Source organism: Sellimonas sp. (assembly GCF_047234585.1).
In the GTDB taxonomy this organism is placed as follows: domain Bacteria; phylum Bacillota; class Clostridia; order Lachnospirales; family Lachnospiraceae; genus Sellimonas; species Sellimonas caecigallum.
Window position 1 is genome coordinate 1 of the sequence record NZ_JBKSWG010000002.1, and the last position, 13,441, is coordinate 13,441.

15 protein-coding genes are annotated in these 13,441 nt (G+C 46.2%); 14 read left to right on the forward strand and 1 reads right to left on the reverse strand.

Translation table 11 applies throughout. From position 1 onward, the window contains the following. Positions 1-97: 97 nt before the first annotated feature. The gene (locus tag ACLROL_RS00695; protein WP_087198986.1) at positions 98-733 is read right to left on the reverse strand and encodes a TetR/AcrR family transcriptional regulator; all 636 of its coding nucleotides are present in this window, start codon (positions 731-733) and stop codon (positions 98-100) included. A 239-nt stretch (positions 734-972) separates the two neighbouring features. On the opposite strand from ACLROL_RS00695, the gene ACLROL_RS00700 reads away from it, so the two are divergent. The 14 genes from ACLROL_RS00700 (at position 973) to ACLROL_RS00765 (ending at position 13,298) form a co-directional block, all read left to right on the forward strand. Continuing rightward, positions 973-1,302, forward strand: a complete 330-nt coding sequence (locus ACLROL_RS00700) for an SCP2 sterol-binding domain-containing protein (protein WP_087198987.1) — start codon at positions 973-975, stop codon at positions 1,300-1,302. A 51-nt stretch (positions 1,303-1,353) separates the two neighbouring features. After that, on the forward strand, positions 1,354-2,292 hold the full coding sequence (locus ACLROL_RS00705) for an alpha/beta hydrolase (protein ID WP_413067151.1): 939 nt from the start codon (positions 1,354-1,356) through the stop codon (positions 2,290-2,292). After that, positions 2,292-3,692: a condensation domain-containing protein gene (locus ACLROL_RS00710; RefSeq protein ID WP_087199251.1), complete on the forward strand. Its 1,401-nt coding sequence runs from the start codon at positions 2,292-2,294 to the stop codon at positions 3,690-3,692. The genes ACLROL_RS00705 and ACLROL_RS00710 overlap by 1 nt, the downstream gene beginning before the upstream one ends. 14 nt (positions 3,693-3,706) lie before the next feature. Then, positions 3,707-3,937 carry an acyl carrier protein gene (locus ACLROL_RS00715; protein WP_087198989.1) on the forward strand — a complete coding sequence of 77 codons (231 nt, stop codon included), beginning with the start codon at positions 3,707-3,709 and terminating at the stop codon, positions 3,935-3,937. 11 nt (positions 3,938-3,948) lie between these two features. Next, a complete protein-coding gene (locus tag ACLROL_RS00720; protein ID WP_413067152.1) occupies positions 3,949-5,457 on the forward strand; it encodes an AMP-binding protein in 1,509 nt (502 codons plus the stop codon). 106 nt (positions 5,458-5,563) lie between these two features. Further along, on the forward strand, positions 5,564-6,277 hold the full coding sequence (locus tag ACLROL_RS00725; protein WP_087198991.1) for an ATP-binding cassette domain-containing protein: 714 nt from the start codon (positions 5,564-5,566) through the stop codon (positions 6,275-6,277). After that, positions 6,270-7,886 (forward strand): hypothetical protein, encoded by a 1,617-nt coding sequence (locus tag ACLROL_RS00730; RefSeq protein ID WP_413067153.1) that lies wholly within the window; start codon positions 6,270-6,272, stop codon positions 7,884-7,886. The genes ACLROL_RS00725 and ACLROL_RS00730 overlap by 8 nt, the downstream gene beginning before the upstream one ends. A 96-nt stretch (positions 7,887-7,982) precedes the next feature. Beyond that, a complete protein-coding gene (locus ACLROL_RS00735) occupies positions 7,983-8,333 on the forward strand; it encodes a hypothetical protein (protein WP_087198993.1) in 351 nt (116 codons plus the stop codon). Then, positions 8,330-8,878 (forward strand): 2-C-methyl-D-erythritol 2,4-cyclodiphosphate synthase, encoded by a 549-nt coding sequence (ispF, locus tag ACLROL_RS00740; RefSeq protein ID WP_087198994.1) that lies wholly within the window; start codon positions 8,330-8,332, stop codon positions 8,876-8,878. The genes ACLROL_RS00735 and ispF overlap by 4 nt, the downstream gene beginning before the upstream one ends. A 4-nt stretch (positions 8,879-8,882) precedes the next feature. Continuing rightward, positions 8,883-10,034, forward strand: coding sequence for a GNAT family N-acetyltransferase (locus ACLROL_RS00745; protein ID WP_413067154.1), 1,152 nt, complete (start codon positions 8,883-8,885; stop codon positions 10,032-10,034). Positions 10,035-10,071: 37 nt separating this feature from the next. Next, positions 10,072-11,478 carry a cysteine--tRNA ligase gene (gene cysS / locus ACLROL_RS00750; RefSeq protein WP_087198996.1) on the forward strand — a complete coding sequence of 469 codons (1,407 nt, stop codon included), beginning with the start codon at positions 10,072-10,074 and terminating at the stop codon, positions 11,476-11,478. Next, positions 11,463-11,915, forward strand: a complete 453-nt coding sequence (locus ACLROL_RS00755; RefSeq protein ID WP_087198997.1) for a Mini-ribonuclease 3 — start codon at positions 11,463-11,465, stop codon at positions 11,913-11,915. The genes cysS and ACLROL_RS00755 overlap by 16 nt, the downstream gene beginning before the upstream one ends. A 1-nt stretch (position 11,916) precedes the next feature. After that, on the forward strand, positions 11,917-12,669 hold the full coding sequence (gene rlmB, locus ACLROL_RS00760; RefSeq protein ID WP_087198998.1) for a 23S rRNA (guanosine(2251)-2'-O)-methyltransferase RlmB: 753 nt from the start codon (positions 11,917-11,919) through the stop codon (positions 12,667-12,669). A 17-nt stretch (positions 12,670-12,686) separates the two neighbouring features. After that, positions 12,687-13,298 carry a sigma-70 family RNA polymerase sigma factor gene (locus ACLROL_RS00765; protein ID WP_087198999.1) on the forward strand — a complete coding sequence of 204 codons (612 nt, stop codon included), beginning with the start codon at positions 12,687-12,689 and terminating at the stop codon, positions 13,296-13,298. The last annotated feature ends 143 nt before the right edge of the window (positions 13,299-13,441 follow it).

Consider the following 13,441-nt stretch of genomic DNA (forward strand, 5'->3'; position numbering starts at 1 on the left):
AGAGCATACGGTTCATACCCGTAGTGTCGCTGGTTCGAATCCAGTTCCCGCTACTTTAAAACCAGAGTCGCTTGACTCTGGTTTTTTTGTATCTTTATCACATAGTGTCGTCGAAGCTCATCAGGAAATTCAGGGAGCCTGCTGGGTTGCCGGTTCCTTTTTCCAGGAGGGAGATAAGTCCCACAATCGTCTCTTCGATCTCTTCAGGTGCAGATGGGATCAGCGTATTGTCCAGCTTGACTGTGAGGACGATAAGGACGATTTCCGCCAATGCAGATGGATAGGAAAAATGGATCTGGCCATTTGCGATTCCCTGGCTGATGATATCCGAAAGGATCGGTTTCAGCTCTGTGATCAGATGGTTCAGATATTTTTGGTGGAGAAATGATTTCTCCTGTGCGTTGGAGTTTGCGGACAGATGTTCGTTCGTCTCCTGCCTTAAAAACTCAGAAGAAGAGCTTCGGCAAGCCTGAAAGATCATGGCCATCCGTGTAAAAGGAGAGATGTCTGTCTGTTTTGCCAAAGTTTTTGCCGTCTCAAGAGGTTTCTCATAGCGTCTTTTTACAAGGGCTTCTAAAATGGCATCTTTTGATGGGAAGTAATAGTAAATGCTCCCCTTTCCGATTCCGGCTGTGGCGGCGATCTCGCTCACAGAGATCGTCTGGATCGTCCGATTCTCCAAAAGTTTCTGGAGGGAATCCAGAATAAGATTATATTTTGACTGATTTGGCATGGTAGGCCGCCTTTCTAACTTTCTAAAATGAATGCTGCATAGAATAAGTTACAATCCAGTATAGCACAGGAATGGAACTGTGAACAGTGAAAATCCACGCCAATTTCGCCTGTCTGATTTTAGCTTTACCAGACTGTAAAATTTTGGTAAATGCTATTGACCAACAGTCGAAAAAGTGATATGTTACGGTTGAAATCAATTCGACCGACGGTCGAAAAATGTAGAATGGAGGATATGGGATGAATTATGCGGAAATGTTTTCAAAAGTAAAAGGAATGCTTGTTCAGGCAGATGTAAGCGATATTCACGAACATTTGGCATACCAGTTCAATATTACCGGGGAAGCGGAAGGAATATTCTACGTGGAAGTGAAAGAAGGAAAACTGTCCGTGGAGCCGTATGAATATTTTGACCGGGATGCTATGTTTACATGTACGGCTGATACACTGATGAAAATCGCGTCCGGTAAACTCAATCCGATTATGGCGGTAACTCTTCAGAAGCTGAAAGTAGAAGGAAATATCGATAAAGCGCTGAAACTGAAAGATCTTGTAGAGAGCCACAAATAGAAAGGAATTTCCCAGAGTGGCTGAATTGAGAATGGAGATGGGCTGGATAGTATGAAGAAGAGAATCCTTGGTGTCGGACTGCTTTTGCTGGCAGCGGCGGAGGCGGGAGGCACTGCTTATTTTTACCGTAGGACGATGAAACGAAGCAAAGTGAAAGTCGAGCGAACGATGAAGATGGCAGGGACGGACTGGAACCAGTATATTCCTCTGATGGAGAAACGAAAAGCCGCCATGCTTGAGAGCAGGCATGAGGACATTTTTGAGAAGGCGGATGACGGGCTTTTGCTTCATGCCACATGGTTTCCCCAGAATGACAAAAAGAAAGTTGTTATCTGTTTTCACGGGTATACAAGCCAGGGAATGAGCGATTTTATCGGCCTTTCAGACTACTATATGAGGAATGGATACAGTATGCTCCTGCTTGATGAAAGGGCGCATGGCGAAAGCGAAGGAGAGTATGTAGGGTTTGGATGCAAAGATCGCTATGACGGAATGAAATGGATCGACTGGGTTATCCGGATATGCGGGGAAGACTGCAGGATCCTTCTGCATGGGATCTCCATGGGAGGCGCCACAGTATCCATGATGAGTGGTCTTTCCCTGCCGGGGCAGGTCAAGGGAATCATATCCGACTGCGCCTTTACTTCGGCAAAACACGTCTTTACTCATGTGCTGCATACGATGTATCATCTCCCGGCATTTCCGATGATACCTGCCGCGGATCTTATCAATAAGAAACGTGCGGGCTACGGGCTGGATGAGTGCAATGCGGCGCGGGAAGTAAGGAAAGCGAAAGTACCGATTCTTTTTATACATGGAGAAAAAGATACATTTGTTCCGTGCAGGATGTGCTACGAGCTTTATGAGAATTGTGCGTCAAGAAAAATGCGGCTGATCGTCAAAGGCGCGGCACATGCGGAAAGTTATTACAAAGATACAAAAGCATACGAAAAAGCGATGGATTTATTCACAGGAGGAATAATGAAATGATGAGAAAAAGGAAAGGGTACAAAGTTTACCCACTGACTGCGGCGCAGAGGCTGCATTTCTTCTATCAGAAGTATTGCCCGAAAAAACAGGTCCTGAATATCGGGACGAGTCTTACGATCGGAACGGAACTTGACTGGGAAGTGCTCAGGCAGTCTATCTACAAAGCTTACGAGCGATGTGAATCCATGAGACTCCGGTTTGCCCAGGACAAAGAGGGAACTTGCTATCAGTATGTCGTGGACAGGGAAGAACGAGAGATTGAGTTTGTGGATTTCTCTGGAAAGACGATGGAGGAGGCGGAAGACATTATGAAAACCTGGTCTTCTGTGCCGTTCAAGAGGAACGATTCCCCGATGAACCGGATTGTCATGATCCATATGCCGGATGGATTTAATGGGATCTATCTCCTGGTAGACCATATGACAATGGACGCCCAGTCCCTGATCTGTTTCATGAAGGACATTATTGAGATTTATTGTAATGCGAAATACGAAGGGGTGCCGTATCCGAAGGATATGACGTCCTACATCGAACAGCTTGAGAAAGATCTTGCCTACGAGGCAGGATGTAAGGCAAAAGAAAGAGATGAGGCTTTTTTCAAAGGCCTGATCGAACATTCGGAGCCGATGTTCAACGGTATTGAGGGGCCGCAGGTGCTTGAGGAAGCGAGAGAAAAATACAAGGATCCGGATCTTCGTGCCGCTACATATTTGTCACAGTCTGTGGACTCCACAGTGGATGTGTTCCACCTGGAGGAAGAGCCTACAAAAAGGCTCATGGATTTCTGTGAAAAATACCATGTCTCTCTCGTGTGCCTGCTTATGATGGGACTTCGGACATACCTCCAGAAGATGAACGGAAACGACGACGTCTCCATCAATACAACTATCGCAAGGCGCGCCACAGTGAAAGAAAAGAAATGTGGTGGAACGAGGATCCATACATTTCCGTTTCGGACTGTTATCCCGGAAGAAAAGACATTTCTGGAAGGGATCTATGAGATACGTGACTGTCAGAATGCCATGTTCATGCATGCGAATTATGATTCAGTCGACTTTTTTGCCAGGAGAGGAAAATGCTATCCGCATCCGGACGGGCTGACATATGAGCCGATTTCCCTGACGTACCAGCCGATGACGCTGCAGGAAAAGGGGCTTGATAAACTTGGGGATATCAAATATAAGACAAAATGGTATCCAAACGGAGCGGCGGCACAGGCGCTTTATCTGACTGTGATGCACAGACCGGAAGACAATGGGCTTGACTTTAATTTTGAACACTGGATCCAGGCGATGCCGATAGAAAAATTGGAATATCTTTATTATTATCTTTGCAGGATCATGTTCAAAGGTGTGGAAAATCCGGATCTGACAATAGGAGAGATTATCAAACTGGTATAGTGGAGGGAAGAGATATGTACGAAAAACTGAAAGAAATGATCTGCAATTATGTGGAGGTAGAGCAAGATTCCATCAAACCGGAATCCCGCTTTATGGAGGATCTTGGATTTACATCGTTTGATTTTATGAGTATGCTTGGAGAAATCGAGGATGAATTCGATATTGAGATCGATCAGCACGAGGCGGCCGACATCCGTACTGTGCAGGAAGCAGCCGACTATCTTGAAAGACTTAGCGTAAAATAAGGAGTGAGCATATGATTTCCAGCACGATCAGAGAGATACTGTGTAAGACAGAAGAAAAATATGGGGATGGAGATGCCGTTCGCTACAAAATAGGAAAAGACAAGATCGAGTCAAAGACATATTTCCAGCTTCGCAGGGACAGCGAGAGCTTCTCGAGAGCTCTGGAAAGTCTTGGGGAGAGGGAAAATCATATTGCGCTCATCGGAGCCACCTCTTATCCTTGGATCGTCTCCTACCTTGGTATTGTAAACGGCGGAGGAATCGCAGTTCCGCTGGACGTGTCTCTCCCGGCGGAAGAGATCTGTGAGCTTCTTACCCGGGCGGACGTCACAGTGCTTGTGATGGATGAGATCAGAAAAGATGTAGGGGAGATGGCAAAACGTCTCTGCCCGAAATTAAAATATATTATTTCCATGCAGAAAGAAGAGGGTGAGGGAGCCGTGCTTTCTTTTCGAAGCCTTCTCAAAGAGCATGAGGGGAGATTTGACTATACACCGGATCCGGACAGTCTCTGTACGATCATGTTTACATCTGGGACGACGGGAAAGAGCAAGGGGGTCATGCTTACCCACAGAAATCTGGCGGAAAATGCCACTTGTCTGGACATGAAGATACCGGAGCGGATCGTGATCCTTTCCGTCCTGCCGATCCATCATGCATACTGTCTGAGTATGGATTTTTTGAAAGGAATGTCTCTCGGGGCGGTAATCTGCATGAACGATTCGCTCATGCGGGTGGCGAAAAATATCAAGCTTTTCAAACCGGAGATGATTCTCATGGTTCCCCTTATGATCGAGACTATGGCTAAGAAGCTGGAAGATACGAAGGGACTTCCGAAAAAGCTTGTAAAGAAGATGGTGTTTGGCGAACAGTTCCGTACCATTTGCAGCGGAGGGGCTTACTTAAACCCGGCTTACATTGATCTTTTTGAAAGTTATGGCATCACGATACAGCAAGGCTACGGTATGACGGAGTGCTCTCCGGTCATCAGCACGTCCCAAAGCTGGGATATCCGGAAAGAATCTGTGGGACAGCTCCTCCCAAACTGTCAGGCAAAAACGGTGGACGGAGAATTGTGGGTTCGTGGATCCAGCGTCATGCAGGGGTATTATAAGATGCCAAAAGAGACGGAAGAGACACTCTGTGACGGATGGCTTCGGACGGGAGATCTGGGCTACGTAGATGACGAAGGATTTGTCTACCTGACAGGAAGAAAGAAAAACCTGATCATTCTGAAAAACGGGGAGAATGTATCTCCGGAAGAGTTGGAAAACCGGCTTTCGGAAAACCGGCTTGTCCAGGAAGTGCTCGTAAGAGAAATGGGCGATGTGATGGAGGCGGAAATCTTTCCGGACTATGATTATGCAAAGAAAAAGAAGGTACGTGATATCCGACAGGCGCTTCAGGAGATCATTGACGAGTACAACCGCAGCGTGCCTGCATATAAAAAGATTTATTCATTGAAGGTGCGGGAAACGGAATTTGAAAAAACAACTTCCAGAAAAATAAAAAGATATTGATAAGTGACAAGAAAGGATGCTATATTTTTAGAATAGAGCATCCTTTTTATGAAGGGGAAAAGAAATTCAATGAAGATAGAGTCAGGCAAGGAGAAAGGGGAAAAGTATGGAATTAAGACTGGAGAAGATCCAAAAATCATTTGGTGCCAAAACGGTGCTGAAAGACTGTACATTTACATTTGAAAAAGGAAAGATCTATGGGCTGCTTGGGCGAAACGGCGCCGGAAAGACGACGCTTTTCAACTGCCTGAGCGATGAAATCCAACCGGACTTTGGGGAGGCATTCTTAAGTACGGGGGAAGATGAAAAGAGGACGCTTTTTCCGGACGACGTAGGATATGTGCTCTCCGTCCCGATCCTTCCGGATTTTCTTACCGGGGAAGAGTTTGTCCGGTTTTTCATGGACATCAATCAGGACAAGATTTCAAAAGATCTCACAATGGAGGAGTGCTTTGATATCGTACAGATCGCTCCGGAGGATCGGAAACGTCTGATCAAAGGATATTCCCACGGAATGAAAAACAAGATCCAGATGATCTGTTTTATGATCGCGAAACCTCCGGTTATCCTTCTGGATGAACCGCTGACTTCTTTTGACGTCGTCGTGGCGCTGGAGATGAAACAGCTTCTTCGCAGTATGAAGAAAGATCACGTCATCATTTTTTCCACCCACATCCTGCAGCTTGCGACGGACTTATGTGATGAGATTGTCGTGCTGAGTGAAGGCCACTTAAGCCTTTTGGACCACGAAATGCTGAAAAGCAAAGATTTTGAGGAACAGATCATAGAATTACTGAAAGATGAGGAAAGCCATGGTTAGAACATTACGTCAGTTGATTAGCATGAGGGCGGCCATCAATGCGAATGTCTTTCTTTATTATCTGAGCCGCCTTTGGATCATAGGGAAGAAAATCCCGGAAAGTGTATACGGAAAGAAAGAGTTAAAACAGATCGTTGCAGTGTTTACGATGATCATAGGTCAGCTTACAAAGCTGGCCGGAAAGATCCTTTATATGATGATTTTTGTCATCCTTCCGGTTATTTTGTTAGATCAAAAGATGCCGGATGGAACAGAGTTTGACAGTGTGGTCAGCATTGTGTTTTTCCTGAACTGTATACTTGGCGGGACGGACAGCGTGGTTTTTAAAGTGACAAGGGAAAAATACACGTGTCTGATCTACATGAAGATGGATCCGCTGAACTATGTCAGATCCTATCTCGTGTATATTTATGTACCGTTTTTCGTATATTTTTTGCCATGTTTTCTCGTGTGTGCGTGGTTGTTTCACGCACCTTTGTACAAAGGTGCGCTGTTGTGGTTTGTCCTTATGATGTTCCGGGCTATGGCGGAAGCATTCCAAGTAGTGCTGTACGATAAAAAAGAGTTCTTTGTGAGCAGATCCACAAAGATCAGCTGGATCATGATACTCCTCTGCGTGCCGGCGGCATATGGTCCTCTGGCATCCGGTATCGTCCCGGTTCCGGCTTCCATCCTGCTGCACCCGGCGGTTCTGCTTGTTCTGCTGATACTGGGTGCCGGATCTCTTTGGTATGTTCTGAAAGGCTACAAAGGGTATCGGATGAAGATGCACCGGACGATAGATCCGAAATGGATCACATCAGAACTGATGAAATCTGCAGGCAACCAGTCTGCCGCGAAAGAAGTGGGAATGAAAGAGAAGGATCTCCAGATCGATCACACAAAAGATCTGAGAAAGCAGGGCCTGACAGGGTATGATTATTTCAACGCACTGTTTTTTGCAAGACACAGAAGGCAGCTTATCAGGCCTGTGTATTATCGCCTGGCGATCATCTTCGTGTTGTTTGCATGTATGGTAGGACTACGGGTGGCAAATCCTGCCGTGGCTGCTTACATCTGTCGGCAAATCACGAGTATGCTGCCGCTTCTTGTGTTTATCATGTACGCTGTGACGGTGGCGGAAAAGGCCTGCAAGGCCATGTTCTACAACTGCGATAAAAGTATGCTGAAATTTGGCTTTTACAGAAATCCGGAAGTGATTCTGAAAAATTTTAAAATCCGGCTTATAAGAATCTCAGTCTACAACCTTATCGTGGGGGCGGCCATCAGCGCTGCGGCCATCGTACTGCGCGCAATATGCGGACTTGCTCCTTTGAATCCGGAGACTGTGCTTTTTGCGGCGGCGGTTTTGATGCTGTCAGTATTTTTTACAGTGCATCATCTGTTTATGTACTATGTATTTCAGCCGTACTCAGAGGAAATGAATATAAAGAACCCATTTTTCCGGGCGATCAATCTGGCAATGTATGTGATAAGCTACATCTGCCTGCAAGTGCAGACAGGAGGACTTGCTTTTACGGCAGGAGTTTTGATAGTGACAGTCGCCTACACAGTCATCGCGCTTGTGCTTGTCTACCGTTATGCTCCGAAGACATTCCGGGTAAAATAAGTGCATTTTTCATACAGATGTGTTAAAATGGCAGTATTGGGATAAAATCCGGTATGATTTTCCGGATGGAAAGAAACTATCAGGAGGAAAAGACAAATGATCGATAACAAGGTAAGAAGGATTCTGATGATTGTCGTGGGAGGATACCTGGCATATTTGGGATTTGGACTTGCAAAAGATGTATGGGGAAGCGGAGAGAAAAATACGGTGCTGTTCCTGTGCTGTGCGGTACTGTTTCTTGCGATCGGCGTTTTTGCTATCGTCATGAATATAAAAGGTCTGATCCGTGAGCAGAAAGAGGCGGACGAGGCAGCGGAAGAAGAAGCAAGGAGAGAAGAAGAAAACAGAAGTCTCGTGCAGGAAGAGGAATTCGAGTCTGAGACAGAAAAGGGTACGGAAGAAGAAAAAGCGGAGACGGGAGAAATGAAGGAGGACGAAATTCTGTGAGAGTAGGAATGGGTTATGACGTGCACAGACTGGTGGAAGACCGGGATCTGATCATCGGAGGTGTCACGATTCCTTATGAAAAAGGACTTTTGGGACATTCGGATGCGGATGTACTTTTGCATGCCATCATGGATGCTCTTCTGGGGGCGGCGGCTCTCGGAGATATCGGGAAACATTTCCCGGATACAGATGAAAAATACAGAGGAATCTCCAGCGTCAGGCTGCTGGAACATGTAGGAGAACTTCTGGAAGAAAATCTTTATATTATAGAAAACATTGATGCTACCATCATCGCGCAGAAGCCGAAGATGCGGCCTTACATCGAAGAGATGCGGGAAAATATCGCCCGAGCCCTGCAGATTGATACAGACCAGGTCAATGTGAAGGCGACCACGGAAGAAGGACTGGGATTTACCGGAACAGGAGAAGGGATTTCTGCCCAGGCCATCTGCTGCCTGGAAAAGGCTATGAACCGAAGCTTTGATGTGACGCAGCCTTCCGGCGGATGCAGCGGATGTCCAGGGTGTGGTGCAAGGCAGGAATAGGGCTATGAAGCAGAGAAGATTGTCAAAGGAAGAGCATTTCGCCACAAGGCCGCTCTGGGAAGAAATTTTTACGGAGGATGACAAACAGTTTCTCGATTATTATTATTATTGTAAGACGAAGGAAAATGAGATCTATGTCGTCGAGGAGGAAGAGAAACTTTGCTCTATGCTTCATCTGAATCCATATATGATATCAGTCAATAATAAAGAAAAGATGCTTCATTATATTGTCGCTGTTGCCACAAAGCAAGCGTACAGAGGGCGCGGATATATGGCTGCGCTTTTGAAACGATCGGCCGGAGAAATGTATCAAAGGCAAGAGCCGTTTACCTTTTTGATGCCGGCGGCAGAAGCAATCTATGCACCCCATGGTTTTCGGTTTATATATCGCCAGACTGTATATGATGTTCCCGAAGAAGAGATCCAGGAGGTCAAATATCCGGGAAAGACAACGATCCGGTATGCCAGAGAGGAAGAATGCGGCGAGATGGCAGTGTTTGCGGAGCAGCTCCTGGGAAAAGAAGATGTGGTCCGGGCAAAACGGACGGATGCCTATTATCAGATGCTTCTGAAGGAACAGAAAAGCGAAAACGGAGGAATCCTTCTTTTTGAGGAGGAAGGACGTCTTGCGGGGATGGCGCTGATCGCTTCTGATGGAAGACGGTTGGAAGTGAGGGAACCGCTTTTTGAGCGGCCGGAACTTTTGAGCGGCCTTCTTTCCTGGATGAAAGAAAAGAATGTCGAGGAGGCGAAGATCGCCGGTATACCAAAACACATCGATGCGTGGATGCAGGTAAATTTGAAAACAGCCGGGAGAAGGCAGATTCCTGTCATCATGGCGCGGATCATCCACCTGAAGACATTTTTGGAGTGCCTTACGGCAGAGGTGGATTTCACAGAGGTCTTTCAGGTAAAAGACAGGATGCTCCGGGAAAATACAGGGACATGGAAGATAACCGGCAAGGAGAATTCATATATAAGAGCAGAGAAAATAAGTGAAGAGGCGGGGGACGATGCATATGGGATCGAAGATCTCACAGTGCGATGCTTCGGCTGTCGGGCGGAGGAGACAGAAGGCACCAAAGAAAAAAAGGAAAATTTGTTTTTAAGAAATATTCGTCCGCTGTGCCCGGTCTTTTTAAATGAGATTGTATAGACAAACAGAGTACAAAACAAAAGGAGGAAGAAGTCGGATGAAATTATACAACACAATGACAAGACAGAAAGAAGAGTTCGTACCGTTGGAAGAAGGAAAGGTCAAGATGTATGTGTGCGGACCGACGGTATACAACTTTATCCACATCGGAAATGCAAGGCCGATGATCGTATTTGACACCGTGAGAAGATATTTTGAATACAAAGGATACGAAGTGAATTTTGTCTCCAATTTTACCGATGTGGATGACAAGATCATCAAAAAAGCGATGGAAGAAGGTGTGACGGCCGATGAGATTGCCAGCCGTTATATCGAAGAATGCAAGAAGGATATGGCGGATATGAATGTAAAACCGGCCACAGTACATCCCCTTGCCACACAGGAGATTCCGGGTATGATCGCCATGATCCAGGAACTCATCGACAAAGGATACGCCTACGAAAAGAACGGTACTGTATATTATCGCACAAGGAAATTCAAAGATTATGGAAAGCTTTCCCACAAAAATCTGGATGACCTTCAGTCAGGGGGAAGAGAACTCCTCGTATCTGGTCAGGATGAAAAAGAAGATTCTCTTGATTTCGTCCTGTGGAAACCGAAGAAAGATGGAGAGCCATACTGGCAGTCTCCGTGGAGCAATGGCCGCCCAGGATGGCACATCGAATGCTCTGAGATGTCCAGAAAATATCTGGGCGAACAGATCGATATCCATGCGGGAGGGGAAGACCTTGTATTTCCGCACCATGAAAACGAGATCGCACAGTCCGAAGCATGCAATGGAGTAGAATTTGCACGCTACTGGCTGCACAATGGATTCTTAAATATTGACAATAAAAAAATGTCCAAGTCTCTTGGAAACTTCCGCACAGTCCGCGAGATCGGAAAGCAGTATGATCTCCAGGTTCTGAGATTTTTTATGCTGAGCGCTCATTACAGAAGCCCGCTGAATTTCAGTGCGGATCTGATGGAAGCATCCAAGAATGGCCTCGAACGGATTGTCAATGCAGTGGATAATCTGAAATATCTCCGTTCTCTTGCAAAGACTGAAGAGATGAGCGATGAAGAAAAAGCACAGGCAGAGAAAACAGAAGAATATGTAAAAGCATTCGAGGAAGCGATGGATGATGACTTTAACACGGCGGATGCAGTGACAGCTATCTTTGAACTTGTAAAGTATGCCAACACAACGGCAGGCGAGGAAAGTTCCGCAGCATACCTGAACGTACTTTTTGATCAGATCGTGAAACTTTCCGATGTGCTCGGTCTGATTGTCGACAAGAAAGAAGAGATGCTTGATGACGACATCGAAGCACTGATCGAGGAACGTCAGCAGGCAAGAAAAGAAAAGAACTTCAAACGTGCAGATGAGATTCGTGATGAACTGCTTGCAAAAGGGATCATTTTAAAGGATACGCGAGAAGGAGTACAATGGAAACGAGCATAAGATTTGAACTGGATTCTTATATGAAGGAAGTGCTTGAGATGGGAGAGGTGGATATCAGGAGTTATTCGCCTCTCACACTGGCCTTTATTGGGGATTGCATCTTTGACCTGGTTATCAAAACGATGATCGTAAGAAAGGGCAATCAGCCGGTTAACCAGATGCAGAAAGAGACGAGCCGTTATGTGCAGGCGGCAGCTCAGTCTTACATGATGCGCTTTATGCAGGAGCATCTTACTGAGGAGGAGCGTGCAGTATACCGCAGGGGAAGGAATGCAAAATCGGTGTCTCCAGCCAAGAACCAGTCTATCACAGACTACCGCAGGGCTACCGGGTTTGAAGCGCTTCTGGGGTATCTCTATCTGAAAAAGGAATACAGACGAATGATCGATCTGATAAAAATCGGCCTGGATGGCTTAAATGAGAAAGAAGAGGAATAGGATGAAGGAACAAAAAGAACGAAACGAACTGTTGATTGAAGGAAGAAATGCGGTTCTCGAGGCATTTCGCTCCGGAAAACCGATTGATAAAGTATTCATCCTCGATGGATGCCAGGACGGACCAATCCGCAGCATTGTCAGGGAAGCAAAAAAGCACGATACAATTCTGAATTTCGTTGCAAAAGAACGGCTTTCCCAGCTCTCCGAGACAGGAAAACACCAGGGAGTCATTGCCTTCGCTGCAGCCTACGAATACGCAGATATCGAAGATATGTTTGAACTGGCTAAAGAAAGAGGGGAGGATCCATTTCTGTTGATTTTGGACAATATCGAAGATCCTCACAATCTTGGGGCGATCATCCGTACAGCGAATCTGGCGGGAGCCCACGGCGTCATCATCCCGAAACGCCGGGCAGCAGGACTTACATCCACGGTTGCAAAGACGTCCGCGGGTGCGCTAAACTACACGCCGGTGGCAAAAGTGACCAATCTGGTAAAGACGATGGAGGAACTAAAAGAAAGAGGATTGTGGTTCGTCTGCGCTGATATGGATGGGGAGACAATGTACCGCGTCAATCTGAAGGGGCCAATCGGCCTCGTGATCGGAAACGAAGGGGAAGGTGTCTCAAGACTTGTCAAAGAAGCCTGCGACTTTACCGCTTCGATACCGATGAAAGGGGATATCGACTCACTGAATGCCTCTGTGGCGGCGGGGGTACTGGCATATGAGATTGTCCGCCAGAGAACAATGTAAAAGAAGGAATGTCCGATATGTCTGATTACGGATCTATCACAGACGAAGAACTGATCAGGAGACTTCGCGGCGGCGAATGTGAGATCATGGATTTTATCATGGAAAAGTACAAATCCATGGTAAAGAAAAAGGCAAAAGCGATGTATTTGCTGGGCGGTGACAGTGACGACCTGATCCAGGAAGGGATGATCGGCCTGTTCAAGGCGGTGCAGGATTACGACGAAAAGATGGAGACTACATTTGCAGGATTTGCCCAGGTCTGCGTGACCCGTCAGCTTTATACTGCCATCCGGGCTTCCCGGAGAAAGAAACATCTCCCGCTGAATTCTTATGTTTCCCTCTATGACAATGTGGAGATTACTGAAGAAAAAGAGGCGGAGATGCTGGGAAGACAGGATTTGAGTCTCAATAACAACCCGGAAGAGCTGCTCATCGGAAAAGAGCAGGAAGACTCTTTCATGAAAAAGCTGGAAGACAAGCTAAGTGATCTGGAAAATAGAGTACTCTGCCTGCATCTGCTTGGGACAGACTACAAGACGATCGCAAACCTGCTTGGAAAAAGTCCAAAGACAATTGATAACGCATTGCAGAGAATCAAAGCAAAAGCAGGAGAACTGCTGGATGAATAATACGGACTGCATGAGTAAGTGGGAAGACCTGCAGCCCTTCCAAGAGAAGGGAGGCGGGTCTTTTTTGTATAAAATAACAAAAAAAACAAGTAAAAACCGTTGAGTTTCGACACTTTGACCATATAGATGTTGTATCGCCCGAT